This is a genomic window from Bartonella schoenbuchensis R1 (assembly GCF_002022685.1).
Lineage (GTDB): Bacteria > Pseudomonadota > Alphaproteobacteria > Rhizobiales > Rhizobiaceae > Bartonella > Bartonella schoenbuchensis.
Genome location: NZ_CP019789.1, coordinates 348,718 through 375,238, shown reverse-complemented (window position 1 = coordinate 375,238; position 26,521 = coordinate 348,718). Strand labels below are relative to the sequence as shown.

The 26,521-nt window shown below is 36.6% G+C and carries 23 protein-coding genes; 5 read left to right on the top strand and 18 right to left on the bottom strand.

Annotated elements, in window-relative coordinates:
- The first annotated feature begins 216 nt into the window (after positions 1-216).
- Positions 217-591 (top strand): outer membrane lipoprotein Omp10, encoded by a 375-nt coding sequence (gene omp10, locus BscR1v2_RS01465; RefSeq protein WP_078689468.1) that lies wholly within the window; start codon positions 217-219, stop codon positions 589-591.
- A 263-nt stretch (positions 592-854) separates the two neighbouring features.
- Here omp10 and BscR1v2_RS01460 read toward each other — a convergent pair whose 3' ends face one another.
- Both BscR1v2_RS01460 and galU read right to left on the bottom strand, forming a co-directional pair.
- Positions 855-1,850: a KpsF/GutQ family sugar-phosphate isomerase gene (locus BscR1v2_RS01460; RefSeq protein WP_078689467.1), complete on the bottom strand. Its 996-nt coding sequence runs from the start codon at positions 1,848-1,850 to the stop codon at positions 855-857.
- 45 nt (positions 1,851-1,895) lie between these two features.
- The gene (gene galU / locus BscR1v2_RS01455) at positions 1,896-2,780 is read right to left on the bottom strand and encodes a UTP--glucose-1-phosphate uridylyltransferase GalU (RefSeq protein ID WP_078689466.1); all 885 of its coding nucleotides are present in this window, start codon (positions 2,778-2,780) and stop codon (positions 1,896-1,898) included.
- Positions 2,781-3,050: 270 nt separating this feature from the next.
- Between galU and BscR1v2_RS01450 the strand changes: the two genes are divergently transcribed.
- Positions 3,051-4,307, top strand: a complete 1,257-nt coding sequence (locus BscR1v2_RS01450) for a lytic murein transglycosylase (RefSeq protein ID WP_078689465.1) — start codon at positions 3,051-3,053, stop codon at positions 4,305-4,307.
- A 644-nt stretch (positions 4,308-4,951) separates the two neighbouring features.
- Here the strand turns inward: BscR1v2_RS01450 and BscR1v2_RS01445 are convergent.
- Complete coding sequence (locus BscR1v2_RS01445) at positions 4,952-6,976, bottom strand: M3 family metallopeptidase (RefSeq protein WP_078689464.1); 2,025 nt, start codon at positions 6,974-6,976, stop codon at positions 4,952-4,954.
- A gap of 343 nt (positions 6,977-7,319) precedes the next feature.
- On the opposite strand from BscR1v2_RS01445, the gene mgtE reads away from it, so the two are divergent.
- The 3 genes from mgtE to ppa all read left to right on the top strand — a co-directional run bounded on the left by mgtE (position 7,320) and on the right by ppa (position 11,404).
- Entirely contained in the window at positions 7,320-8,696 is a 1,377-nt protein-coding gene (gene mgtE / locus BscR1v2_RS01440) for a magnesium transporter (protein WP_078689463.1), read from the top strand.
- Between the two features lie 284 nt (positions 8,697-8,980).
- Positions 8,981-10,807, top strand: coding sequence for a translational GTPase TypA (gene typA, locus BscR1v2_RS01435; protein WP_078689462.1), 1,827 nt, complete (start codon positions 8,981-8,983; stop codon positions 10,805-10,807).
- Positions 10,808-10,873: 66 nt separating this feature from the next.
- Positions 10,874-11,404 carry an inorganic diphosphatase gene (gene ppa / locus BscR1v2_RS01430; RefSeq protein ID WP_010703413.1) on the top strand — a complete coding sequence of 177 codons (531 nt, stop codon included), beginning with the start codon at positions 10,874-10,876 and terminating at the stop codon, positions 11,402-11,404.
- Between the two features lie 55 nt (positions 11,405-11,459).
- Here ppa and BscR1v2_RS01425 read toward each other — a convergent pair whose 3' ends face one another.
- From BscR1v2_RS01425 to BscR1v2_RS01355, 15 genes are all read right to left on the bottom strand, one after another.
- Positions 11,460-11,786 carry a DUF167 domain-containing protein gene (locus BscR1v2_RS01425; protein ID WP_010703412.1) on the bottom strand — a complete coding sequence of 109 codons (327 nt, stop codon included), beginning with the start codon at positions 11,784-11,786 and terminating at the stop codon, positions 11,460-11,462.
- Between the two features lie 30 nt (positions 11,787-11,816).
- The gene (locus BscR1v2_RS01420; protein WP_010703411.1) at positions 11,817-12,110 is read right to left on the bottom strand and encodes a YggT family protein; all 294 of its coding nucleotides are present in this window, start codon (positions 12,108-12,110) and stop codon (positions 11,817-11,819) included.
- A 334-nt stretch (positions 12,111-12,444) separates the two neighbouring features.
- The gene (locus BscR1v2_RS01415) at positions 12,445-13,002 is read right to left on the bottom strand and encodes an invasion associated locus B family protein (RefSeq protein WP_078689461.1); all 558 of its coding nucleotides are present in this window, start codon (positions 13,000-13,002) and stop codon (positions 12,445-12,447) included.
- A gap of 106 nt (positions 13,003-13,108) precedes the next feature.
- Positions 13,109-13,630 (bottom strand): RNA pyrophosphohydrolase, encoded by a 522-nt coding sequence (locus BscR1v2_RS01410; RefSeq protein WP_078689460.1) that lies wholly within the window; start codon positions 13,628-13,630, stop codon positions 13,109-13,111.
- A gap of 59 nt (positions 13,631-13,689) precedes the next feature.
- Positions 13,690-15,000: a S41 family peptidase gene (locus BscR1v2_RS01405; RefSeq protein WP_010703408.1), complete on the bottom strand. Its 1,311-nt coding sequence runs from the start codon at positions 14,998-15,000 to the stop codon at positions 13,690-13,692.
- Positions 14,990-16,243 carry a murein hydrolase activator EnvC family protein gene (locus BscR1v2_RS01400; RefSeq protein ID WP_236829009.1) on the bottom strand — a complete coding sequence of 418 codons (1,254 nt, stop codon included), beginning with the start codon at positions 16,241-16,243 and terminating at the stop codon, positions 14,990-14,992. Before BscR1v2_RS01400 ends, BscR1v2_RS01405 begins: the two co-directional genes overlap by 11 nt.
- 123 nt (positions 16,244-16,366) lie before the next feature.
- Complete coding sequence (gene rlmH, locus BscR1v2_RS01395) at positions 16,367-16,849, bottom strand: 23S rRNA (pseudouridine(1915)-N(3))-methyltransferase RlmH (protein ID WP_078689459.1); 483 nt, start codon at positions 16,847-16,849, stop codon at positions 16,367-16,369.
- Between the two features lies 1 nt (position 16,850).
- Positions 16,851-17,294: a ribosome silencing factor gene (gene rsfS, locus BscR1v2_RS01390; RefSeq protein WP_078689458.1), complete on the bottom strand. Its 444-nt coding sequence runs from the start codon at positions 17,292-17,294 to the stop codon at positions 16,851-16,853.
- Positions 17,295-17,352: 58 nt separating this feature from the next.
- Positions 17,353-17,946, bottom strand: a complete 594-nt coding sequence (locus tag BscR1v2_RS01385; RefSeq protein ID WP_078689457.1) for a nicotinate-nucleotide adenylyltransferase — start codon at positions 17,944-17,946, stop codon at positions 17,353-17,355.
- A 23-nt stretch (positions 17,947-17,969) separates the two neighbouring features.
- Positions 17,970-19,226 carry a glutamate-5-semialdehyde dehydrogenase gene (locus BscR1v2_RS01380; RefSeq protein ID WP_078689456.1) on the bottom strand — a complete coding sequence of 419 codons (1,257 nt, stop codon included), beginning with the start codon at positions 19,224-19,226 and terminating at the stop codon, positions 17,970-17,972.
- Between the two features lie 46 nt (positions 19,227-19,272).
- Positions 19,273-20,412 carry a glutamate 5-kinase gene (proB, locus tag BscR1v2_RS01375; RefSeq protein WP_078689455.1) on the bottom strand — a complete coding sequence of 380 codons (1,140 nt, stop codon included), beginning with the start codon at positions 20,410-20,412 and terminating at the stop codon, positions 19,273-19,275.
- 5 nt (positions 20,413-20,417) lie between these two features.
- Positions 20,418-21,440: a GTPase ObgE gene (gene obgE, locus BscR1v2_RS01370; protein ID WP_078690291.1), complete on the bottom strand. Its 1,023-nt coding sequence runs from the start codon at positions 21,438-21,440 to the stop codon at positions 20,418-20,420.
- A 173-nt stretch (positions 21,441-21,613) separates the two neighbouring features.
- Complete coding sequence (locus BscR1v2_RS01365; protein WP_010703400.1) at positions 21,614-22,339, bottom strand: RlmE family RNA methyltransferase; 726 nt, start codon at positions 22,337-22,339, stop codon at positions 21,614-21,616.
- A gap of 981 nt (positions 22,340-23,320) precedes the next feature.
- Positions 23,321-23,893, bottom strand: a complete 573-nt coding sequence (locus BscR1v2_RS01360; RefSeq protein WP_078689454.1) for an invasion associated locus B family protein — start codon at positions 23,891-23,893, stop codon at positions 23,321-23,323.
- Positions 23,893-26,376 (bottom strand): YadA-like family protein, encoded by a 2,484-nt coding sequence (locus tag BscR1v2_RS01355; protein WP_078689453.1) that lies wholly within the window; start codon positions 26,374-26,376, stop codon positions 23,893-23,895. Before BscR1v2_RS01355 ends, BscR1v2_RS01360 begins: the two co-directional genes overlap by 1 nt.
- Positions 26,377-26,521: the final 145 nt, after the last annotated feature.

The following is a 26,521-nucleotide window of genomic DNA, read 5'->3' as shown; positions in this document are numbered from 1 at the left end:
ATGTAAATCATAAAAAATATTTTACCTTTTGTATCGCGCGTGTTAAATTTATTATTTTAATAATTAACAACATTAAGATATTTTTTCCAATTCTTTGCTTTTTCATTATTTTTCAGCAAAAACCTCAATATTAATTAATAAAGTAACTTAATAATAATAATCTTAAGTTTATTATAAATAATTGAAAAGCAACATAAAATAAATAGAGTGAAACAAATGCAACATATCTGCCGCATTTTATGTCTTACAATTACTATTTTGGCTATAGGAGCCTGTAGCCTTCCACACCATTATGGGCAACACCCAACTGTAGAAAATATACCAACTGGAATTGATGGTGAATGGATTGATAAAAACGGTATTATTTCTTCTTTCCGCAATGGCACTTTTGAAACACGAGCAGCAGACACAAAAGAAAAATTATCAGAAGGCACTTACAATTACGTCAATGCCCAACATGTAGAAATTGAAATACGCTCAATTCTCCGTGGAACTATATCTAGAGCTGATTGTAGGTTATCAAATGACACAATGCAGCTTTTCTGCACATCAAGTACTGGATCACATTTTTTTCTCAACCGTCAAATTTAAATGAAAGTCAAAATTTATTTAAATTTACAAAATAAACTCATAAGAAATTGTAATTCCTCTTCCTAATAGAGCTTTAGAATTAATGTAAACATTAACACGTTATCTCGCCTGATAAACTTGCTACATAACCTTAAGATATGTAAACAATAGTCCTTTGACAACGATACCTTACAGAAAATTTTATATTTAAATTGCTTCTGTTATTATTGAATTCACCTTAATTTGCACATTAAAAATTCTACCTGATATCGGCACCCATTAACTCAAACAGCACCAATACGCAAAAGATCATGAAAATGAACAATCCCTACGGGTTTTTTATCTTCAATGACAAAAAAAGCACCAATCTGATGATCATTAATAAAAGCTGTCGCAGCACCAACGAGTGTATCTGGGGTTACATTTTTAGGATCCTTTGTCATTACCTCATCAACATTGAATTTTGATAAATCACAGTGAATATTACGCGCAAGATCGCCATCTGTTACAATTCCAATTAACTCACCTGTTTGGTTTATAACACCAACACAACCAAAATGTTTTTCAACCAAAATATTTACAGCTTCAGTCATAGGTGCACCCTGTATAATCAAAGGAAGACTATCACCTTGATGCATAATATCGCGCACATATTTAAAGTTTGCACCAAGCGAACCACCAGGATGATAAATTTTAAAATCTGTTGCGCTAAAGTCATGCCTTTCTAAAAGAGCAACAGCTAATGCATCACCCATTGCCAATTGCATAACTGTAGAAGTTGTCGGAGCAAGTCCATGAGGACAAGCCTCTTCTACCTTTGGTAATAATAATACAATATCAGCTTTTCGCCCTAATACAGAGTGCTCGCCAGATGTCATTGCAATAAGTGGGATACGAAAACGCGCAGCATGGTTTATAATGCCGCTTAATTCCATAGTTTCACCTGACCATGACAAAGCAAGAATAACATCATCAGAACTAATCATACCAAGGTCACCATGATTAGCCTCTGCTGCGTGCACAAAAAAGGCAGGCGTCCCCGTTGAGGCTAAAGTCGCAGCAATTTTTGTTCCTATATGACCACTCTTACCAAGACCAGTAATCACCACATGACCTTGGGCATTACTAATGGTTTGAACAGCTTTTTTAAAAGAATCTGAAAGATAGCTTGAAAGAGCTTTCTCAAGAGCTTCAAGCCCTTGTTTTTCGCGAGAAATAGTTTTAAGTGCCGATGTAATTGCACCTTGTAAAGCCAACATATTAGAAGACCCTATCATCATAACTAAGTTTGATAAATGAAATCAAAACAGAGATCTATATTATTTTTAAGCTTTTATCGTTTCAAGTAAGTTTTTCAATGAAACAGAAACATGCTGATGCATATCAGCACGCGCTAAAGCAAACGCAACATTGGCTTCAATAAAACCAGTTGTAGAGCCACAATCAAAAGTATATCCATCTAACTGGAAACCAAAAAAAGCTTGCTCATTTGAAAGCCGAACCATAGCATCTGTCAACTGAATTTCATTTTCTGCCCCTCGTTCTTGATTGGAAAGAATATCAAAAATTTCTGGTTGTAAAATATAACGTCCATTAATGTATAAATTAGATGGAGCCGTTTCTTTTTCTGGTTTCTCTACCATTTTTGTGATTTCAAAACCATTTGCAATTTGCTTACCCCTACCGACAATACCATATTTGTGAACGTCTTCAAGATTACATTCTTGAACAGAAATAATATTTCCTCCACCCGTTTTTTCATAAAGGTAGATCATTTCAGAAAGGCAATTCTTTTTAGCCTGTATCAACATATCTGGTAATAATAAAGCAAAAGGTTCCTTGCCAACTAACTCACGTGCACACCAGAGAGCATGCCCAAGACCCAAAGATTGTTGCTGCCGAGTAAAAGAAGTCATACCAGGTTGCGGCTGCAAATCTTGTAAATGCTTAAGTTCTTCTTTTTTGCCACGTTCAGTAAGTACTGTATATAATTCAATTTGCGCATCAAAATAATCTTCAATCACTGCCTTATTGCGTCCAGTAACAAAAATAAGATGCTCAATGCCCGCTTCACGTGCTTCATCTACAACATATTGAATAATAGGTTTATCAACAACAGTCAGCATTTCCTTAGGAACTGTTTTTGTTGCTGGAAGAAAACGAGTACCAAGGCCTGCTACGGGAAATACTGCCTTCCGGATTTTACGCACACTTACTCTCCTGATTATGAATATAGCGTTTGCTATATAGCTTTCTGATTTAATGTATCACCGTGTTTTAACTAAAATGCTAAAAAGATGCTTCACTGTTTTGGTTGGATTATCATAAAAATTAGTTATAATAAAAGACACGAATAGTTAAATAATCAGAATACTTTTTCAAAGTTTTTCGATTTAGCTGGGTAGTATACTTTACAAACCAAATACAAAAAACGAAATTACTTCACACTAAAGTATTCTAAAATCGGCAGTAACAAAAAGATGAAACCAATAACACTGAATCTATTTTCTTCTTCAAAGAAATTAATAAATCGCAGAGCCTTTATCATTGGTGTAATCTCCACTCTTTTGGCTCTTTCAACGTCTTTTTTTTCATTTGCACACACTGAGCGTGATTTTAAAAGCTGGATTAACGAATTTAAAAAAATAGCTTTAGCCAACAATATCTCATCAACTACATTTGATATGGCTTTTAAAACTGTTGAAACAATTGACCCAGCAGTTTTACAAAAAGCGGCATATCAACCAGAATTTATTGATTCCCCATGGAACTATTTTGACAATCGTGTCCATAATATCGCCATTGTGGAAGGACAGCGCCACGCCCAAAAATGGGAACCATGGCTTTCCAAAATTGAAAAACGTTTTGGTGTTAACCGCAATATTCTCCTTGCTATTTGGTCTATAGAAAGTAGCTATGGAAAAGTTTTGCAAAACAAAAATGTGATGCATGACGTCATCCGTTCACTTGCAACTTTAGCTTATGCAGACCAAAAACGTAAAAAATATGCGTACACACAACTTATTGCTGCAATGAAAATTTTACAAAGCAGCGGCATTCATCGTTCTCAACTCATTGGATCTTGGGCCGGTGCATTAGGGCACACCCAATTTATCCCAACAAGTTATCTTGCCTATGGTGTTGACATGGACGGAGATGGACGCTGTAATATTTGGACATCAATTCCAGATGCACTTGCTACCGCTGCTAATCTTCTTCACATGAATGGATGGCAATCTGACCTCCCTTGGGGTGTTGAAGTTAAATTGCCACATCGAAAAAAACTCCCTGAAGATTGGCTTTCCTTTGAACAATGGGCAAAGCTAGGTGTTCGCCATGCACACGGGCAACCTTTTCCTTCTTCTTCTCAACTTGCAATATTGAAATTTCCCGATGGGCCAGAGGGACCTATATTTTTGGTAACAAAAAATTTCTTTGTTATTAAACGTTACAATAATGCAGATCGTTATGCTTTTGCCGTTGCTCTCCTTGCTAATCGTATCGCTGGACACCCTGGATTAGTGCAAGATTGGAACCGACCATTCAAACCTATTACTTTCCAAGAACGTTTAGAGCTGCAATCTCGCTTAGCTGCACTTGGAGATTATAAAGGAGAAATTGATGGTAAGATTGGTACAGCTTCCAAACAAGCCATTAAATCTTTTCAACTGCGCCATGGCTTAGAAGCTAATGGATACCCAAGTTATCAAGTTCTCTCTCTTCTCAGAAAACAGTGATCTAGAATAGATACTCATACCATTTCTACTCAATATATTTGATTTACTTTTTTTGACGTTTGCTTTTACAACGACGAAGCTAATTTCAACTAAAGTGTGAAGTAAAATCAATCACGATGTCCAATAGCATTCTTAGCAATTATTTAGCCAAAATGAATAAACTTCTATGAGTAAAGAACTATCAAAATTGATAAAAACTTTCATAATTCTGGAAAATTATAAACATGGATAGACTAACCTACCCTTGAACGACAAAAACAAATTTTTACGTATTCTATATGAAAATTCTAGAAGTATAGGGAGAATATTTTGTCTATATTTGAAACGATTTTATTAACAAACAAAGCCTTTTATTCAAGCTATAAGAAAAAGCTAAATTTACAATCTTGAGTACAAATTACCAACAACTTCTTTATGAGGTGGTACAAAATAGCTATTTACTCAACAAAATAAATTAGAACCTCATAAAATACAAATCACGTAAATAGCTACTAAGTAAGTCAAGCTGATAATTTTCCCTATAAACTCGTTAAAAATATCAACTCTAATTTTTCATTATACTGTCATAAATACATTTAAAATTGCACATAACCTAAACACCTAAAATATAAAATCGGTATGGACTACCCCGTATTATGTATAATTTACAGCCCTCGTTTTTTGATCATCGCTTCTGGTAAAGGTAACCTTCCCCGAAAAGCTTTATAAAGCTCTTCTGGATCACAACTACCTCCAGAAGAATAAATAAAACGCTTCAATTGGCTAGCAAGTTCTGGGTTAAAAACATCACCAGTTTCCTCAAAAGCTTGAAATGCATCAGCATCAAGCACTTCCGACCACATATAAGAATAATAACCAGCAGCATAACTATCACCTGAAAACACATGTGTAAAATGTGGAGGACGATGGCGCATAATAATTGTGTCAAGCATTTCTAACTTTTCTAATTCCCTATATTCAAACAATATTGGATCAGAAACTATTACTCCTTTATGAAAAGCAATATCTATTAAAGCCGATGAAATATACTCAACAGCACAAAAGCCAGCATTAAATGTCTGTGCTGACATAATCTTATCCAGCAAAGTTTGTGGCATGGGAATACCTGTTTTTGCATGCGTAGCATAAGATTTTAGCACCTCTGACACAGTCAACCAATGCTCATAAAGTTGAGAAGGAAGTTCAACAAAATCACGCGAAACCGATGTTCCTGCCACAGATGGCCATGTTACATCAGAAAGCAAGCCATGTAACGCGTGTCCAAATTCATGGAAAAGTGTACGCGCATCATCAAGTGATAAAAGAGCAGCATCCCCTTTAGGAGGTTTTGCAAAATTGCAGATATTATAAATGATCGGTTTTTGTCCACCATTCAATTTATGCTGTGACTGCAGCTGACTCATCCATGCGCCAGATCGTTTTGAAGAACGTGCGAAATAATCGCCAATAAAATGCCCAAGTAAACTACCATCAGAATGTTTAACCTCCCATAAACGCACATCAGGATGCCAAAGTGCAACAGCTGTTTTTTCTTCAAATAAAATTCCAAAGAGCTTCTTTGCCACTGCAAAAGCTGCTTCAATCATACGATCTAATTGAAAATATTGTTTAACCTCAGATTCATTAAAAAAAAAATTTTCAGCACGTAATTTTTCAGCATAATAACGCCAATCCCAAGCTGCTAAAGGTTCATTGCTCCCTAGATTTTTTGCTAAATTTTGTAATTCAGTCTGTTCAGTAACAGCTCTAACTTTTGCTCGTTCCCATATAGGCATGAGCAAATTCATAACTGAATTAACACTCTTGGCCATAGTATTATCAAGTTTTAAATCTGCAAAAGATTCATATCCCAGCAATTTGGCTTTTTCATTCCGAAGCGTGATCATTTCTACAATAATCGCTCGATTATCATTATCATCATTATTCTCACCACGTTTAGACCAAGCTTGAAATGCTATTTCACGTAAATCACGGCGATCAGATAATTTTAAAAAAGGTTCAACAATCGAACGTGCTAATGTTAATGCATAAAATCCTTCACGACCTTTTTCGCAAGCAATTTCCTTCATTGAAGCAATAAGATCATCAGGTAAGCCAGATAAATCCGTTTGTTCTAAAAACAAAATCCATTCAGCTTCATCTTGTAATACATGTTGACCAAAAGTAGTGCCTAAAAGAGCCAGTTTTTCATTAATTTCGACAAGACGTCTCTTGCCTTGTGCATCAAGTTTTGCACCGTTACGAATAAACTTCTTCCACCATAATTCAATTACGCACTTTGTTTCACTGTTATACATACCCCGTTGCGACTGTATATACAGCGTATCCATTTTTACAAATATTCTCGCATCCATCATAATTTTTGAAAAATAACGAGATAGTTGTACAGTAAATTCTTGTTCTAACTTCTGAATCAACACATTGCTATGCGCGCCTGAACGTAAGAAAAATATTGAACATATACGATCAAGTGCCTTGCCAGAAAGCTCAAAAGGCTGCAAAAAATTCTCAAGTGTTGGAGACGCTTCCACAGATGCAATTGCCTCTACTTCTTTTTTGGCTTCTTTAAGAGCTTGTTCAAAAGCGGGTTTAAAATCATTGTCACTTATTGAGGCAAAATCGGGAAGTCCTGAAAATCCGTTCCAATCTAAAACTGCTGTTTTTGTCATAATATCTATGCCTCCACTATACGCTTAAAACAAAATGATTATTTTCAGCATACAAACTATCTTGGAAGAATTATCGAGTATGCTCTAAAACAAATTTTTAAATCCAATATTTTGATAGAAAAAATAAAAAAGCAAAAAACTATTTTATTATAGGATACATAAAAACGAACAAGCTCCATTTATTTGAAAAATGAAATTGTTTATAGATTGTGATCTATCCTTGACTTTATTTAAAATATTCACAATCTCAAAAACAATTCAGAGAGATGTTTCTAAGTTTTCTATCACTTTGATTGATCCTATCCATATACCTGAATCTTATAATTTTGGAAGGCGCTTTACCATGACTGAAATAAAAACAACCTTCGACTTTAAAAACCTTTCTCCTGAAACTCTCGCTGAAGAATTAAAAAACCGCCATTTTGCTGATTCAATTGATATAATCAACGATCTAGATATTATGGAACGTGTGACTGTTTTTAGTCTTTTACCTCTTGATTATGCTATTGAGCTCTTTGATAAACCAGAACTCGAACAACCAGCAGCTATTCTTGAACTTCTACCTACTAATCGTTCTGTTGAAATTCTTGAAGGTATGTCCGCAGATGCTGCTGCAGACGTCTTTCAAGAAATGGATAGAAAGACCCGTACACGGCTTTACGCCTTGTTGAAACCCTTAACTCGAACCGAACTTAAAAAACTTACCAGTTATCCCAACCATACAGCTGGTGCATTAATGACAACTGAGTTTATTGCTATCCCAGCAGACTGGACTGTCAAAAAAACTCTAGATCACATTCGTGACGTTGAACGAACACGTGAAACAGTTTACACAAGCTATGTCATTGATCCCAAAACAGGTGTACTTCTCAAAGCTGTTTCGTTACGAAATCTTATTCTTGCCTCACCTGATGATCAAATTCTCAACGTCTCTACACATGATACACCTATCACAATATCACCCTTTACAGATCATGAAGATATTGCTCGTCTTTTCCAACGCCATGATCTTCTCTCTGTGCCAGTTGTTGATGACAGTAACCATGTTATTGGTATTGTAACAGTTGATGATGTGCTTGATACTATGGTTGATGAAATGAGTGAAGATGCTTATAAATTTGGGGGTATGGAAGCTCTAGATAAACCTTATATGCAGATAAATTTTCTTGGAATGATGAAAAAACGTGGTGGCTGGCTGGCTCTGCTTTTTCTTGGTGAAATGTTAACAGCCAGCGCTATGCAATATTTCGAAGCAGAGATTGAAAAAGTTATCACCCTTACACTATTCATTCCCCTTATTATGAGTTCAGGAGGAAACTCTGGCTCACAAGCAACATCACTTATTCTTCGTGCATTAGCTTTACGTGAACTTACACTTAAAGACTGGTGGAGAGTCATCCTTCGCGAGATCCCAGCAGGAATGTCTCTTGGCCTTTTACTTGGAATTATTGGAATAATGCGCATTGTTATCTGGCAACAACTGGGCATCTATAACTATGGTGAACATTGGATTTTCATTGCTATAACAGTGGGTGCAACTTTAGTTGGAATCGTTACATTTGGTTCCTTGTCTGGTTCCATGCTGCCTTTTATTCTTAAACGTTTAAAATTTGATCCAGCAAGTGCTTCAGCTCCCTTAGTAGCAACTTTAGTAGATGTTACAGGTATTGTAATCTATTTTTCTGTTGCTTCTCTTATTTTATCTGGAATTTTACTTTAAATAAGAAGAAAAAAGCATACCTAAAATAACCTAAAAGCTCTTTTATGACGCAATTAAATTGCGTTATTTATTCTTTGTACATGCTATAAATGCCCATCTTATAAAAAGGTATTTTTGGGCATTTTCGCTTAAAATTGTAGAAATCTTCTCAACTACTTCTCTATAAAAACAGTTCTCCTCTTCCAAAAGTATAAAAAAAACTGTAAAAGGCTTCAAACTGCAAAGTTAAAACTACAAAAACTTTGCCTGAAATGAAATTTCATTAAACGAAAAGAAGAAAATTTATGCAATTGCGTAATATTGCCATTATTGCCCATGTCGACCATGGTAAAACAACACTTGTGGACGAACTTCTCAAACAATCAGGAAATTTCCGCGATAATCAGCGCACCAGTGAGCGTATGATGGATTCAAATGATATTGAAAAAGAACGCGGTATTACAATACTGGCAAAAGCTACATCAGTTGTTTGGAAAGATACCCGAATTAATATTGTTGATACCCCTGGTCATGCTGATTTTGGTGGAGAAGTTGAGCGTATTCTCAATATGGTAGATGGAGCAATTTTGCTTGTTGATGCAGCTGAAGGTCCTATGCCGCAAACTAAATTTGTTGTTGGGAAAGCATTGAAAGTAGGATTACGCCCTATTGTTGTTATCAATAAAATTGATCGATCTGATGCACGCGCTGATGAAGTCATTAATGAAGTTTTCGACCTTTTTGTAGCTCTTAATGCAACTGATGAACAACTTGATTTTCCTATTCTTTATGGATCAGGCCGCGATGGATGGATGGCTGAAACTTCTGAAGGACCAAAAGATCAAGGACTGAGTTCCTTATTTGATCTTGTGATCCGTCATGTGCCTGAACCTACTGTGGCAGAAGGACCGTTTCGTATGATTGGCACTATTCTGGAAGCAGATCCATTTTTAGGCCGAATCATCACAGGTCGAATTCATTCTGGTTCTATTAAACCCAATCAAAGCGTTAAGGTTCTTGGACAAAATGGAACTCTTTTAGAAACTGGACGTATTTCAAAAATTTTGGCATTTCGTGGGCTAGAACGACAACCAATTGAAGAAAGCGTTGCCGGTGATATTGTAGCAATTGCTGGTCTACAAAAAGGCACTGTTGCTGATACTTTTTGTGACCCCACCATCAATGAACCACTCACTGCTCAACCCATTGATCCTCCCACTGTGACCATGAGTTTTTTGGTAAACGATAGCCCCCTTGCTGGTACTGAAGGAGATAAAGTAACAAGCCGTGTTATCCGTGATCGTTTGTTGAAAGAAGCGGAAGGTAATGTAGCCCTTAAAATTGAAGAATCAACCGATAAAGATTCTTTCTATGTTTCAGGACGAGGAGAATTACAACTTGCAGTGCTCATCGAAAATATGCGTAGAGAAGGATTCGAGCTCAGTGTTTCACGTCCACGTGTAGTTATGCAGAAGAATGAAAATGGAATAACTCTTGAACCAATCGAAGAAGTCGTGATCGATGTTGATGAAGAATATTCCGGAACTGTTGTTCAAAAAATGTCAGAGCGCAAAGGAGACATGATTGAATTACGTCCATCTGGTGGTAATCGTGTACGCCTTGTCTTTCATGCACCGACTCGTGGACTTATTGGTTACCAATCAGAACTTTTAACCGATACACGTGGTACAGCAATTATGAATCGTCTCTTCCATTCTTATGAACCTTATAAAGGAGATATCAGCGGCCGTACTAATGGCGTGATGATTTCAAATGATAATGGTGAAGCTGTTGCTTATGCACTTTTTAACCTCGAAGATAGAGGACCTATGGTGATCGATGCTGGTGCTAAAGTCTATCAAGGTATGATTATTGGCATCCATTCACGCGATAACGACTTAGAAGTGAATGTTCTAAAAGGAAAAAAGCTAACCAATATGCGTGCTTCTGGTAAAGATGAAGCTGTAAAATTGACCCCTCCAATTAAAATGACATTAGAACGTGCATTATCGTGGATACAAGATGATGAACTTGTTGAAGTAACCCCTAAAAATATTCGTCTACGTAAACTTTATTTAGACCCGAATGAACGTAAACGTTTTGAAAAAACACGTTCACCAATTTCAACCTGATCATACTCCTTTAACCAAATATTCTAGTGCATTTGGTTTGATTTCACTCCGGAAAGGATATTTACAATGAATATTAAAGAGATCCCTATTGGCAATAATCCACCAGAAGATATTAATGTTATCATCGAAGTGTCTGTTGGTAGCCAACCAATAAAATATGAGATGGATAAAAAATCTGGATTATTATTTGTTGATCGCTTTCTCTATACACCTATGGTCTATCCCGGCAATTATGGCTTCATCCCACATACACTTTCAGAAGATGGTGATCCACTTGACGTTCTTATTTGTAACACCCGTCCACTCATGCCTGGTTGTGTCATTAATGTTTGCCCAATTGGGGCCCTAATTATGGAAGATGATGGTGGTAAAGATGAAAAAATCATTGCTGTCCCCACTCCAAAATTAACGCAGAGATATGTTGATGTTCATGATTATACGGATCTTCCCAAAATCACATTAAAGCAGATTGAACATTTCTTTAAGCATTATAAGGATCTCGAACCTGAAAAATGGGTTAAAATTGAAGGTTGGCGTGACAAAAACTTTGCACGTGAATTGATTAAGGAAGCTATCGCAAACGCAACAAAGGAATAGGATAGATTAATTCTAATAAATCAAAGCCTGTTGTTCAAACAGGCTTTTACAGTTTTCATTCATATTTTTGTGAATGTACATTGCTCATAAGTTGTAGTTTCTGTTCAAGTTCTTCTACATATCCTGAAAAACGAAGCTGTTTATAACGTGATGTCATACCACTTTTAAGAGAAATATAAGAAGGCGGTATTTTCCATTGCCTTCCTAAAAATTTAATTAATGCTTTGTTTGCCTTGCCATCTTCAGGAACAGTACGAAGACGTATAACTAAATGCTGTGTTTCACCATCTCTACTCTCAACCCCTACTATGCTATCCATTGAAGCTTTGGGAATTAAACGCACGAATAAAACTAAGCCACTGGAATCAATACGGTACAGCATCTTTATCTATCTGGTGTAATATTCTCATATTTATAAGAATAAACCTATATAAGCTCGCCACATAAAAATACGAATAAAATAAATAATCAGAAATACTATAAGAGGTGAGATATCAATTGCTCCAAGATTTGGCAAAAAATACCGGATACGTCCTAAAATTGGCTCTGTAGCACAATAAAGAAAATTCCCTATCATCGTAACAAAGGGATTACGCATGTTTATGATATTAAATGCACAAAGCCAAGAAAAGACAACATTAGCTATTAAAACAGCAACATAAATACTGAGAATGAGATCAATCACTTGAAGCAATGCATAGATCATTCTTTATTCCTTTACCAACCAATAGAATAAAAGATCATATATAGTGCATTCATACCAACAAACCTATCAAAATGGCTCTACAATTACGCCCTTTTTCACAAAAAGAATGATTAAGCAGCTTAATCGTTAAACACATACCATATAAACTAAACAACAAATATTAGATAAGATAATAGCCAGTTTTAAATAGGAGCAAAATCAAATGGAAAAGAAGCCTCAAAATTGCCCAATTGTCTTCCACTTAACTAATCAAGTAACTTCAGTTTTTTTTCTATAAAAACTGTTTTTAAATTAAAAACGGCCTAAAAAGGCCGTTTTCTCTTTGATAAAAAAATTATTTTTGCAAGACGATTAAACGATTAAGTGCATCACCAAAACCATTCAGTTGAACAAATAAATCATTTAAAGGTGGTTCGCCTGGAGCAGCAACCGTCATAGATAATTTCAGCTGCTTTCCACTACGTAAAGATGCTACAAAACTTTTATCAAAAATTATTGGAACAACACAACCTGCTGGCACACAAGTCCGAACACCAGTTTCAATAACAGTTTTTGAATCATCCACATGTAAACGAATGGGCTTAGAAACTAAAATACCAAAAGGAACCGTCAAATTTCCAGACACAACATCATCAGCCTCGAGCATAACATTCATAGCCACTACAACACGATTCTGGTCATTAACTTCCTGACGGAGCATGAAACAAACTTTCTTTCCCTCCTGTATACCACAGTTAACGCTCCACAAATCATACGTCTCTGTTAACGAAGAAGCACCATTTGGCAACGTAGTTACAGAAGGCTTAGCAATTGGCTTTGAATTCTGGGCAAATGCTACAGGAGAAATACTTAATAACGCAGAAATTACAAAGAAATTTAGTAATTTTTTCATCTTATACTCAGTTCCTCACATAAATAGAATCATTTCAACTACTTCTAATAGCGGTATATGATACTAAAGTATTTCAATGAAACAATAGCTTTTTGTAATCATACATTTATAAATATCTAAAACTATTTCGAAACTCACTAACAACTTGCATATAGACATGTTTCTTAAAAGAAATAACAAGTGATGGAAGTTCTTCTAAATCAACCCATTTCCACTGATTAAACTCTGCTTTATTACCGTCAGGTGGAGGATTAATTACGATTTCAGAGTTTTCTCCTATAAACTGAAAAGCAAACCATTTTTGTGTTTGTCCACGATATTTACTACCCAATACGTGCCCAACAAGTTCTTGTGGAAAATCGTAATAGAACCAATCTTGCGCTTCTTTAATTAACTTTATCGATCGGATACCTGTTTCTTCATAAAGTTCACGTCGTGCAGCATCTAGTGGATTTTCGCCCTCATCAATTCCCCCTTGAGGTAACTGCCAAAGTTTAGATACATCAGTGTTTGCATAAGAAAAGGTCATCAAACGGCGCCCTATCCAAACCTTACCTTCACGATTAAATACAAGCATTCCAACGCCTTTCCGATAAGGAAGAGCTTTGAAATCTGCAATTGTATCCATTGAATAACCTCTCAAAAGAGAACAACCCATATAAAAGTGTGGATTATAAATATTTATTGTTACTTTAAAATACCTTTATTAGGATCTGGTGGAAATGCTGCATTCACTATTTCACCCCGTAAAAGTTTATAAGCTTGATTCAATTGAACATCATCCTTAGGATCTTTTGGAACAAAAGCGGCTGAACCAGACCCTTTATCACTTTCCCTTTTCCCTTTAATATGCCCTTTTAATTCAGATTCACCAAGCGTTACATTATAACCCTTATATTTTTCAGGCAATGGCTGCTCCACAATAATATCTGGAGTGATTCCAGTTCCTTGAATTGATGTACCAGATGGCGTGTAATACAGTGCTGTTGTTAAGCGTAAAGCACCATTTTCACCCAAAGGAATAATAGTTTGAACAGATCCTTTACCAAAAGATTGTGTTCCTAAAATTGTAGCGCGACGATGATCTTGTAAAGCACCTGCAACAATTTCAGAGGCACTAGCTGAACCACCATTAATGAGAACAATAAGAGGTTTCCCATTAATTATATCACCTTGTTTAGCATCAAACCTCATTACGTCACTTTTTTTACGACCACGTGTTGATACAATCTCACCTTTATTGAGAAAAGCATCTGAAACATTTACAGCCTGATCTAATAAACCACCAGGATTAAGCCGTAAATCAAGAACATATCCTTTTAAATTATCTTGAGGAATTTTAGACTGAATATCTTTAATTGCAGCTTTAAGATTAACAAAAGTTTGTTCACTAAACTGAATGAGTCTTAAATAACCAATATCATTTTCAATACGATATTTTACTGCTTTCACCTTTATGATATCACGAACAATCTTAATTTCTAACGGTTCATCAACACCAGAGCGAATAATTGTCAGCGTAATTGGTGTTCCAACAGCACCCCGCATTTTATTGACAGCTTCACTTAATGTTTGACCGTTCGTTTCTTTGCCATCAATTTTTGAAATGACATCCCCTGCTAAAATACCTGCTTTTGAAGCAGGTGTATCATCTATCGGAGACACAACTTTTATTAAGTTTTTCTCCATAGTCACCTCAATACCAAGGCCACCAAATTCCCCTTTAGTAGAATCCCTCATGTCTTTGGCTTTCTCAGCATCCATATAAGACGAATGTGGATCAAGCGATGAGAGCATACCATTGATAGCATTTTCAACAAGCTTTTTATCATCCGGAACTGTCACATATTGGGCACGTACTCGTTCAAAAATATCACCAAATATAGCTAGTTGTTTATAAGTATTATTTTCATTATTTGCAGAAACAGATTGTACTACAATCATTGAGCTGGCGCTGAGCAACACCCCAACAACTAAAAAAACAACTTTACGAATCATTTTGGTCCCTTTTCAATTCTTCAGTCCGCCACCAAGGAGTTGGATTCACAGGTTTTCCATCTTTTCTAAATTCAATGTAAAGCATTAGAGCATTTTTACCTATATCTAATGTAACTGTACTTGCAATAAATTGTGTACTCATCACCCCAAGAGGCTCACCCGCAAAAACAAATTGTCCTTGAATTACATTTATTTTTTCCATCCCAGCAAGGATGATATGATAACCGCTTCCAACATTAAGAATAATTATCTGTCCATAAGAACGGAATATTCCAGCAAAAGCAACAAGAGCATTTGTAGGGGTTGTTACTAAAGCCGCTGGTTCTGTTTCAATTATTTCACCAAAACGCGTAGCATGAGAACCGCTATTAAACCGCTGAATTTTTTTTCCAGATACAGGTAAAAGCAAAGAGCCTTTTTGACGCTCAAAATTAAGCTTTTCTAATAATCGAATATTCTTTTGCATTTGTGTTGATGAATCTGCGCTAAACTGTGATTCATACTCAAGCTGTGAAATTAATTCTTCCAAAGATTGAGCTTTCTTAGAAAGAACACTATTTTTTTGTCGTTGTTCTATAAGTTCTTTTTCCGATTTTTTTTGTAATTTTGCTTTTTCATTTAATAAAAGCTCTAAATGTTTTCGCTGTTCAGCTTGATTTTGCATTTCATCTCTTAAAGCCGTACATTCTGCAGTAATGGAGTTGCTCAAATCAGTTAATTTCTTGAGATTAGCAGATAAAACCAGCGTTTTTTCCTGCATCTTAGGAATGACAGACCCCAATAGCACAGAACTACGTATAGAAGCCAATACATCCTCAGTCCGCACCATAATAGCAGGAGGTGGATTTAACCCTATTCGTTCCAAAATAGCTAATACTTCTGCAAATTCAGTACGACTGTTTTTTAAATTTTTGTGTACTTGTGTCTGCTGCTTTATAAGTTCCTCAAGCTTTTCTTTTTTTTCAATAATATTACGCTCTATATCATATTCTGCTTTAGCTACTTTTATTAATTCATCAGTTAAAGTACGTTGATCTTTCTTTAAACGAGTAACTTGACGATCAAGAAAAACAATACGCTCACGTGATACAGAAATATTTTGGCGAATTTCTATCAACATTTTACGCGCTGCTTCATGACTATCATTATCTTCAGCACACGATACAGATGAGTAAGACCCTATACTCAACATCAGTACCATAAACATCATGTATGGCTTATATAAAATATTGCATTTTTTCATGAAGAATCTGCTTCATTTGCCTAACTGTTAAGCACAATCATATCAAATAAAACGCTTTAAACGGTGTCAACTAAAACAATATTAATAAATTGGAATAATAGATGCTAAAAATCATACAAAAAGCTAAAAACGATGATATGGGTGATGACTCATAATTGTTACAGCCCGATAAAGCTGTTCTGTAAGTAACATACGTGCAATTTGATGTGGCCATGTCATTAAACCAAAAGATAAAAGAAAATCAGCGCGATTTCTAACGTGCTCACTATGTCCATCAGGCCCTCCTAAAGCAATTATTAAATCACGAATACCCTCGTCGCGATAAAACGCTAACTTTTCAGCAAAAGCAAATGATGAAATTAATTTTCCACGTTCATCCAATACAATTAATCGGCTCTTTTCAGGTAAAGCCTCAAAAAGTTTTGCACCTTCTTCTTCCATGCGCTGACACGCTGTTTGAGCACGACTCTCCGATATTTCTTGCATTTTTTTAAAATGAAATCCAACAACTCCAGCGCTTTTCGAAAAACGATCCAAATAACGATGAGTTAATGTCTGCTCAGCTCCTTTTTTCATGCGTCCAACAGCAAAAATAGAAATTTGCATATCAATTGTCTCCAAAGACAATCGTCTTTATATCGTCTAAATTTGGAGCAAGCCATATTTTTTCTAAATTATAAAAAGCACGAACTTCTGGACGAAAAAGATGAACTATAATATCTCCCGTATCAATTAACACCCAATCACCCGTAGAAAGCCCTTCTACTTTTGCCTTGCCGTATCCACTATCTTTCCAAGTCGATAACAAATGATCAGCAATAGCTGACACATGACGTTGCGAACGCGCCGAAGCAATAACTATATAATCAGCTAAAGATGATTTGCCCTGAATATCAATAGAAACAATATCTTCTGCTTTTGCATTTTCTAAACTATTGAGAATAATTTTAAGACCATCAGATACTAAAAAGAGTTTTTCTTTTCCCGGTACTTCCGCGAGATGATGGCGTTTTTGTGAGTTGTTTTCCAGGTTGATACCCTTTCTTATCATTCGAAATATAACAAAAGAGGAACTTTCCTACAGAGATTTGCAGAATCTTATAAAATGTTCAAGAAAAATTATTTTCTTTTAAGCGAAGTTGTGTTGAACTTTGAAAAGATAAAGGTCCATGCAAATAAGTCCAAGCTGGTGGCGACATAAAAGGTAAAAGTGCACTTTTTCTTTCATCCAAACGAAAATAACGGTAAGTTCGTGCCATAGGAGAAGAAAGTGCTGGTGTACGTACCGAAGGGCGATCAACAATCGCAATAGGAAGCATAGATATAATATCACGCCACCGATGCCAATGATGAAACGTTGCTAAAGTATCTGCACCTATAACCCATACAAAACGTACCCCTCTATAGTGTGCAAGAATATGAGTAATCGTTTCCACCGATATCGTGCTGCCTATCTCCTTCTCAAAACCAGTGACACGAATCTTTGGATGATCAATAAGCTCAAAACTTAGTCGCATTCTTTCGTGTACAGATGGTAATTGTGTACAATCTTTTAAAGGATTTCCTGGAGTTACCATCCACCATAATTGATCAAGACGTAAACGCCGAATTGCAGTTTTCGCAACAAGAATATGCCCAGCATGTGGTGGGTTGAATGAACCACCAAACAGGCCAACAACACTTGACCTTTCGATATGTGGCATACAATTTTCCCATCGGAATTGATTCAAGGTCTAACCTGTCCATTTCCTGTAATTTGATATTGAAATGACGTCAATTGTTCAACACCAATTGGTCCACGTGCATGTATTTTTCCTGTTGCGATTCCAACTTCTGCTCCAAAACCGAATTCACCTCCATCTGCAAATTGTGTCGATGCATTATGAAGCAAAATAGCTGAATCTAAATGTTTAAAAAATATTTCCACTGCTTTCATATCCTCAGCAATAATTGATTCAGTATGTCCTGATGAATAATGTTTAATATGTGCAATGGCTCCTTCTACACTATCAACTGTTTTGACAGAAAGAATTGCATCAAGATATTCATAAGACCAGTCTTCCTCATCCGCTAATTTGGCTTCTGGCATCATTGAAACAATATCTTTTGTCGCACGAATTTCACACCCTTTTTCTTGTAAAGCAGTAAGAACAGGAAGAAATTTGTCTAATGCCTGGTGGTCAATTAAAACTGTTTCAACAGCTCCACATATACCTGTCCGTCGCAATTTTGCATTTAACACAATATCACGTGCCATGTCTAAATTTGCTGATTTATCAATATAAATATGACAAAGACCCTCCAAATGGGCAAAAACAGGAATACGCGCATCAGATTGAATACGTGCGATAAGATTTTTTCCACCACGAGGTATAATCACATCAATTGCACCATCTAATCCTTTGAGCATTTCTCCAACAGCAGCACGATCTGTGGTTTCAACCATTTGAATAATGTCTTTAGGTAAACCAGCTTTTTCTAGCCCTTTTACCAACGCTAAATAGAGAGCATATGCAGAATGAAAACTATCTGAACCACCACGCAAAATTGCAGCATTTCCAGATTTTAAGCACAGAGCACTTGCATCAATTGTAACATTCGGTCGACTTTCATAAATAATACCAATCACACCAAGTGGTGTTCGTACACGGCGTATATGTAACCCATTGGGGCGTGTCCATTCGCTTATCACTTGCCCGATAGGATCAGGAAAATGTGCAATCTGTCTGACACTGTCTATTATTGTGCGCAAACGTAATTCATCTAACTTTAGCCGATCAATCATTGCTGGCTTTAAATTATTTTGAGCTGCATTTGCTAAATCTTGACTATTAGCACGTAAAATCTCACTTGACTGAGCTTCCAAACTCAGAGCTATCATTTCCAATGCATTTTTCTTTTGTTCAGCAGAAAGAATTGCAAGCTTTGAAGCAGCATCACGCGCTTTTTGCCCTATGGCTTTCATCTCTTCTTTTAAAGTCATGCAATTATCCATTTATCAAAAGCAATTAATACATTAAAACTAGCTTTTAAGAAAAACTAGCCAAATTACGTACAATCATATCATTGCGATGCACCATAGCAGAGCGCGACTCATACCCAAGAATGTGCTCTATTTCTTCATTTTTATGCCCTATAATGCTTACTGCTTCATCTTTGTCATAACTTACAAGACCGCGAGCAATCTCAACTCCACTTTCATCAATAATTGCGACTGTATCTCCACGGGAGAACACTCCCTTAACGGCTACAACCCCCGCAGCCAATAATGACTTCCCAGATTTAAGAGCCTTCACAGCCCCTTGATCAATAATCAAAATACCAGATGGATCTAAATTACCGGAAATCCACGTTTTCCACGCATTGACTGGCTTTTTACTTGGAGCAAAAAAACTGCTACGTTCTCCCTGGTCAAGCGTGGAAAGAGGATTCATACGCTTTCCCGAAGTAATGACCATAGCCGTTCCTGAAGAATTAGCTATTTTCCCAGCATCAAGTTTTGTTTTCATTCCACCCCGAGAAAGAAGTGAATCAGAACCACCTGCCATTTTCTCAATATCACTTGTAATGGATGCGATAAAAGGAATAAATTCAGCATTTGGATTGAGATGAGGTGATTGTGTAAAAAGGCCGTCAATATCTGATAAAAGTATTAAAAGATCGCAACCCATCATAGTTGCGACACGTGCTGCTAAACGATCATTATCACCATAACGAATTTCGCTGGTTGCTATGGTATCGTTCTCATTAATAACAGGTATTGCTCTAAAGCGTAAAAGCGTATTAATCGTAGCACGTGCATTGAGATAACGTCGACGTTCTTCTGTATCGAATAATGTCAGCAAAATTTGGCCTGTTCTCAACCCATGTTGAGCAAGAATATCAGTATAAGCCTTGGCAAGTTCAATTTGCCCCAAAGCAGCACATGCCTGATTTTCTTCTAATTTTAAAGCACTGTTAGGAAGATGTAATAATGTTCGCCCTAAAGCAACAGCACCAGAAGACACCAATAAAACTTCAACCCCTTTTTGGTGTAATACAACAATATCACTTATCAAACTTTGAAGCCATTCAACGCGTAAACCTATTTGGGGGTCAACTAAAAGTGCAGAACCAACTTTAATTACAATGCGTTTATATTGCTCAAGTTTTTGCAATCCAACCGCCATCTTTCTTAACCCTGCTCATCTTTATTAATATTGCCTTTACGCTCCATTTCAATCATGTGAGTGACAACGCGTAACACATTGTTTAAACCTTCATGACTAACAGCAGAAAACATCATAACAGATTTACCAATCGCCTTTTGCAACATCTCCTGTTTAGCCTTACACTCCTCAATAGAAAGAGTATCTATCTGGCTTAAAGCGACAATTTCATTTTTATCACTTAAACTATTTCCATACGCTTCAAGTTCAGTACGAATAATTTGGTACGCCTTGACCACATCTTCTTCTTGAACAGAAATTAAATGAATTAAAACACGGCACCGTTCTACATGCCCTAAAAAACGGTCACCAATTCCCACACCTTCATGCGCCCCTTCAATTAAGCCAGGAATATCAGCCAAAACAAATTCACTATCATCAATCCGCACAACACCCAGATGAGGATACAGCGTGGTAAAAGGATAGCTCGCAATTTTTGGCTTTGCAGCCGTTACTGACGATAAAAAGGTAGATTTTCCAGCATTTGGCAAACCAATCAACCCTCCATCAGCAATCAGTTTCAAACGCAGCCATAATGTATGCTCTTCTCCACTTAAACCAGGATTTGCATGGTGGGGCGCCCTATTTGTAGATGTAGCAAAATGAAGATTACCAAAACCACCATTGCCCCCTTTTGCAAGACAATATCGTTGGCCAACTTCTTTTAAATCACAAATCAGCGTCTCATTATCTTCTGCAAAAATTTGTGTTCCAACCGGTACTTTAAGGACAACATCTTCACCTTTTTCGCCCGTCATATTACGCCCTTTACCATGCCCACCCGTTTTTGCTCTAAAATGTTGCTGGTAGCGATAATCAATCAATGTGTTGAGCCCATCAACAACAATAACCCAAACGTCACCCCCACGCCCCCCATTGCCCCCATCGGGACCTCCAAATTCTATATATTTTTCACGACGAAACGATACCGCTCCTGCTCCGCCATTACCAGAACGAATATAAATTTTAGCCTGATCAAGAAATTTCATGGCAGTGCTCACACAGAGGAATTAATTACATTTATTTCTATAGAAAATGGATTAATTTTACCAGTTTTCCATTCAAAAAAGAAAACCACACATAATATTATTCAAAATTATTTGGAAATGTTTTTATATTCAAATCAGTAAAATAATTTCCAACGTCTTCAAAAAAAGAATTATTACTGTGTTTTGGTTTTCTCCTTCAATTTAAGAGCTACAAGATATAGCTCAACTGATTCAGCCCTACTTGCAGGTGGTTTAACGTGGTGGATTGTTTTAAAATTCTGTTTCAATTTCGTAAGAAGAGCGTTTTCTGCACCTCCTTGAAAAGTCTTCGCCAAAAAATGTCCGCCAGGTTTGAGAACCGAAATAGCAAAATCAGCAGCAGATTCACATAAATAAACTGTTCTCAAATGATCTGTCTGACGATGACCTGTTGTTGGTGCTGCCATATCAGAAAGGACTACATCTGGTTTTGCCCCTAAAGCACTTATCAATTGTTGTGGTGCATTTTCATGAAAAAAATCCATTTCTAACATTACAACTCCAGGCAGTGGATCTACGTGTAAATAATCAATTCCAACTACGCTAGGGCGTTGATCATTTGACCCCACTATACGCGCTGCCACCTGGCACCACCCCCCGGGCGCTGCTCCTAAATCAATAATTTTTTGACCTTTTTTGAGTATCTTATAGCGTTCATTAATTTCGATTAATTTATAAGCAGCACGTGAACGATAACCATCCACTTTCGACTGATGAACGTAAGGATCATTCAAATGCCTTTCTAACCACCGCCGTGATGAGGCTTTAATAGTCCCTGCTTTTTTTTTGACTCGTTGATATAATTCATGTGACCCTGCACCACCACGTCCACCTGTCGATGTTTTTATAGTTTTTTTCATGGTCGTTTATTATCTCTATATTTTGATAATTACTAGCGCTTACAATCTCTTTTCTTATAACTACACCATACACCACAGTGTACCAATAATGCTACCAAAGTACCTTCTTTTACCCAATGGTTAGAAACTTTCAGCCATTAGCAATAGTTAAACTTCTCAAATAAGGTTTAAAATTACACAGAAATCTAAAATTAAACTTGCTCTTTTCAGACTATTGTAAGGATTAATTTCTTGTTTCCTACTCTCTCATGACAATAAGCGCTTTATTACAAAAATAATCCTTATATTAATTCACTAAATACCTAAAACTAATCTTTTATAGTTACACCTATCTAATACCCATGTATTTCGATTGTAAGAACTAAATTAAGCTACATTCCTTAAAGCAATAAGCGTTCCAAAAGTTCCAAAATATAAAAACTCAGATTATGAACTAAATCTCTTTATTTTAACGATTTTTAAATTATATCTCTACTTTCAAACACCTAGAAAATGCAAATAACACCGATAAAAAATGTCTAAATTGTAATCTGCCTAGCCAAATGCAAAGAACACTTTGAGAAATATCAAGGAGTACAATTCTTGATGATCTGCTTTCAACATCAAAAAGCACGATCGTGTGAGTATTTAACTTAACTAATTAATGTGCCAATCTCAAAAAGAACAACACACTTCTGTTGCCTGATTCACAATCTCTAATTTAAGGCTACAACCTCACCCAAAATCCATTGAATAAGTTGGCCATGTTCAGTCAAAATAGTAAGCTTTTATCGTACAATAATTGCTTAAAATGTTTTGCAATAATTAAAAATATACAAAAATTTATGCGATTTCATTCTCACAAAATAATACATTATTCGAAAAAATCGTTTCTATAGTACACTGCAATATAAAAACTCAATTACTGATAATTTTGTATAAAATGAAATTCAATAATTGATAACATTATAATTCCGCCAATAAATTATATTTTTGATTTTATTATTGCAAAGAGAGAAGCGCTTCCCCCAAGCCCTTAAATGGCGCCACAAAGGAAAGTGTTTTTCCCTCTTTAAGCTGATAAGAAATGCGCACATTGCTACTCTTACTTATCTGTTTCATTAAAACAGGCACTACAGGATACTGCGCTAAGCAGATTTCTCGATTGCACTGCTTATAGCTAATAAGAAGCGGTTTTTCGACACCTTCCATAAATACTTGAATAGGAGCATTTGTGTTAGCGTTTGGCAATGTCCGTAACAGCATAACTGGTTGACCATTTTTTGTAGAAACAAGAGACCAGCTAAAAACTTTGTTACCTTCTTTATCATCATGGATTGTCTGAGTTACATTACAGATGCCCTGTTTTATTGTTTTGTTTTCATCGCAAATTAATGTCCAGTAATCAAACTGCATAATAATCCGGCGTGTTTCACCAGGCTTTCCACCGGGCACTGATAATTGCGGTGGATGCACTGTATAAACACTCTCTTGCTCCTCAGCAAAGCTTACAGCCTTTCCTAAAAAAACAAGAATAAACAAAAGACTTGTAATATATTTCCGGTTTCTTATCATTATTTCAATGCTAAGCTTAATCCTGCTCCTACACCCCAATGCCCTCCAGAAGTGGTAACGGAGAAGTTGGAACGCATCTTTCCATCTTCAGACATATAACCAGTTCCAAAAGCAAGTGCTGATTGACCACGCCATACACCACTACCAAATGCAATACTGAGCATCCCTGGTGTCTCAATGTAATGCAAGTTCGCTACAGCCAAACCGATTGCTGCTGCTTGCCTTGCTTCTTTTTGGACGCCTTCAACTCTATAATTTAAGGCCTCAAATTTCATATCAGTATAAGCATTTGCTTGTGCAACAGCACCAACAACTGCATCCTCTATTCTTTCATCTGTATATTTGTTTGCGTCTGCAAGAACAAGACTCATCTGTTTTTTCAGCTGCCCACCATTGACTGCTTGTTTTGAACCTTCTTCAATTTCACCATCTGCAACATTGTCAATGAGCACGGGTGTATTATCATCAGTACCTGCTAACGTGATGGTATTATCCTTATCTTTATCATAGATAACAGCTCCATCAGTAAGAGCACCACCTCCGTTAATTACTATATTATCAACTTTGTCTTTAAGACTGTCAATTTCCTTATTCGTCGACCAAAGTTGATGACCTGTAACCGCATCAGTAGAACCCTGTGCTATTGTACCATCCTTTATATCGGTTATCTTATTAACTCCTTGATCATTATGGCTAGCACTATAAGCTCCTTTATCATTATTCCAACTTAAGCCATCAGAATTCACTTGAGAACCCGTCTGTTGTTCAATCTTCTCAATACGGTCACTGAGGCCAGACATACTAGTATTAATAGCACCAAAAGCATCAGCTACATTATTATATGTTTGTTTTCCATTCTCGCCCTTCGCACCAAAGTTTATAACCGTAAACGTCGGTGCTATACCATTCAGCACATCTGCTCCTCCACCGAAATACTGTGCTATCGTCGTATTCATCTCATAAAGCTGTCCACCATTTACTGCTTCTTTCGAAGCTTGAGTAACTTGTCCATCTGCCAAGCCGACAAGTGTACGCACTTTCCCTTCATTATTCAAAATGGAAATCTTATCACCATCAACTTTCTTACCAATAGTGATAATATGCGAAAGTGGATCTTGTTCTACAAGATTATTACCTGTCACACCCCCAATCTGATTAAAAAGCTCTGTTAATTTATCATCAACACCAGCAAACGCATTACCAACATCATTATGCGGAGTGCCCTGAATAGTATAAGTGGGGGCCTTGTTCTCCAATATTTTGGCACCACCCCCTAGATAATTCGAGACATTCTCACCCACACTCTTTACTGTATTATCCAACTTGTAAACATCTCGCCCAGTCTTCCAAAGCTGCGCACCATTTACTGCCTCTGCCGAATCTTCTGAAAGATGTCCCTCTGCAACACCAGTAAGCTTCCGAGATTCTCTATTTTTGTTTATAATGGAAATCTCATTGCCCTCTACCTTAGGACCAATGCTGATAATATGCCCAATTGGCTCTAGCACTACAAGGCCTGCACCATCAATCTGATTATAAAGATCCGTCAATTTCCCATCAACACCAGCAAACGCATTACCAACATCATTATACGGAGTACCCTGAATAGTAAACTTTGGCTCTGTCCATTTATCACCATCACTACCATTATACGCAGCTCCTCCACCTAAATACTTCGTAAGTGTGGTGTTCGTATCATAAAGCTGTGAACCATTAATTGCATCTGTTGATTCTTTTTTAATACTTCCAGCTGTTACACCCAAAATAAAACGAGTATCACCTTGATTAGTAAAAACTCTAATAATCTCGCCGCCTGTTCGAGCTCCAATATGAATCCCTTTGTCGAAGTAAATTAGATCAGAAGTAGTTTGTCCCTCTGTTTCTATTCCTGGTAACGCTTTTAGCTGAGCAACATTCACTGCATCAGTATTTTTACCACCAGCGACACGTACCCCCGTTGTATTGACAGACCTCGTATTAACAGACCAGTTGATGGTATTATTTTCCTCCAACAACCAATCGCCTTTCGCTACATCTACATCAATTAAAGAACGTGCACTTGCACTCTTTAAAGCATTTGCTGATGCATCAGCCCCACAACTACTCTCAAAAGAATAGCTTCCAGAAACATCCGAAAGTTGATTTTTGGTCAGTTTCTTATATTGTCCTTCTGCAGATACTTTCTTACCTAACCTTGATAAACTACGGCCAATAACCTGATCCACCCCACAAGAACGACCACCATTAGCCACCCCAATACGCCCAGAACCAGCTTTACCAACATTTGCAGAAACAACACCAGCACTTTCACTTTGAACTGTCGACCCCGTTGAAGAAAGATGAGAAGCAAAAACTGGAGAAACACTCGACAAAAGTGTAGCCATTACCGCCCCTAATGAAACAGCTCTCACCAAAGATACCTCAGCAGAAGACCTTTGAGCAATGAAGCTTTTGTCTTTTGGAGTGATATGTACTTTTTTCATAACAAATCTTTCAAAAATAAAAAAACATCAAAAAAATGCATTTGAGCCATTTAAAAGTCACAATTGGGCGCTATCTGATTTGATGATGGGTTTTGTGTTGTAAAAAAACATAAAAACAAACCATAAAGCAGAGCCAATTTCGTGT

Bases quoted from the DNA above. Each gene is read 5' to 3' on its own strand.
- BscR1v2_RS01405 (WP_010703408.1), bottom strand. From the start codon at position 15,000: ATGATTCGTAAAGTTGTTTTTTTAGTTGTTGGGGTGTTGCTCAGCGCC.
- ppa (WP_010703413.1), top strand. From the start codon at position 10,874: ATGAATATTAAAGAGATCCCTATTGGCAATAATCCACCAGAAGATATT.
- BscR1v2_RS01355 (WP_078689453.1), bottom strand. From the start codon at position 26,376: ATGAAAAAAGTACATATCACTCCAAAAGACAAAAGCTTCATTGCTCAA.
- proB (WP_078689455.1), bottom strand. From the start codon at position 20,412: ATGGCGGTTGGATTGCAAAAACTTGAGCAATATAAACGCATTGTAATT.
- BscR1v2_RS01445 (WP_078689464.1), bottom strand. From the start codon at position 6,976: ATGACAAAAACAGCAGTTTTAGATTGGAACGGATTTTCAGGACTTCCC.
- BscR1v2_RS01420 (WP_010703411.1), bottom strand. From the start codon at position 12,110: ATGATCTATGCATTGCTTCAAGTGATTGATCTCATTCTCAGTATTTAT.
- omp10 (WP_078689468.1), top strand. From the start codon at position 217: ATGCAACATATCTGCCGCATTTTATGTCTTACAATTACTATTTTGGCT.
- obgE (WP_078690291.1), bottom strand. From the start codon at position 21,440: ATGAAATTTCTTGATCAGGCTAAAATTTATATTCGTTCTGGTAATGGC.
- BscR1v2_RS01450 (WP_078689465.1), top strand. From the start codon at position 3,051: ATGAAACCAATAACACTGAATCTATTTTCTTCTTCAAAGAAATTAATA.
- BscR1v2_RS01400 (WP_236829009.1), bottom strand. From the start codon at position 16,243: ATGAAAAAATGCAATATTTTATATAAGCCATACATGATGTTTATGGTA.
- BscR1v2_RS01380 (WP_078689456.1), bottom strand. From the start codon at position 19,226: ATGACTTTAAAAGAAGAGATGAAAGCCATAGGGCAAAAAGCGCGTGAT.
- rsfS (WP_078689458.1), bottom strand. From the start codon at position 17,294: ATGATAAGAAAGGGTATCAACCTGGAAAACAACTCACAAAAACGCCAT.
- typA (WP_078689462.1), top strand. From the start codon at position 8,981: ATGCAATTGCGTAATATTGCCATTATTGCCCATGTCGACCATGGTAAA.
- BscR1v2_RS01365 (WP_010703400.1), bottom strand. From the start codon at position 22,339: ATGAAAAAAACTATAAAAACATCGACAGGTGGACGTGGTGGTGCAGGG.
- mgtE (WP_078689463.1), top strand. From the start codon at position 7,320: ATGACTGAAATAAAAACAACCTTCGACTTTAAAAACCTTTCTCCTGAA.
- BscR1v2_RS01385 (WP_078689457.1), bottom strand. From the start codon at position 17,946: ATGCCACATATCGAAAGGTCAAGTGTTGTTGGCCTGTTTGGTGGTTCA.
- BscR1v2_RS01415 (WP_078689461.1), bottom strand. From the start codon at position 13,002: ATGAAAAAATTACTAAATTTCTTTGTAATTTCTGCGTTATTAAGTATT.
- BscR1v2_RS01360 (WP_078689454.1), bottom strand. From the start codon at position 23,893: ATGATAAGAAACCGGAAATATATTACAAGTCTTTTGTTTATTCTTGTT.
- BscR1v2_RS01410 (WP_078689460.1), bottom strand. From the start codon at position 13,630: ATGGATACAATTGCAGATTTCAAAGCTCTTCCTTATCGGAAAGGCGTT.
- BscR1v2_RS01460 (WP_078689467.1), bottom strand. From the start codon at position 1,850: ATGATGATAGGGTCTTCTAATATGTTGGCTTTACAAGGTGCAATTACA.
- BscR1v2_RS01425 (WP_010703412.1), bottom strand. From the start codon at position 11,786: ATGCTGTACCGTATTGATTCCAGTGGCTTAGTTTTATTCGTGCGTTTA.
- rlmH (WP_078689459.1), bottom strand. From the start codon at position 16,849: ATGCAAATTTCTATTTTTGCTGTTGGACGCATGAAAAAAGGAGCTGAG.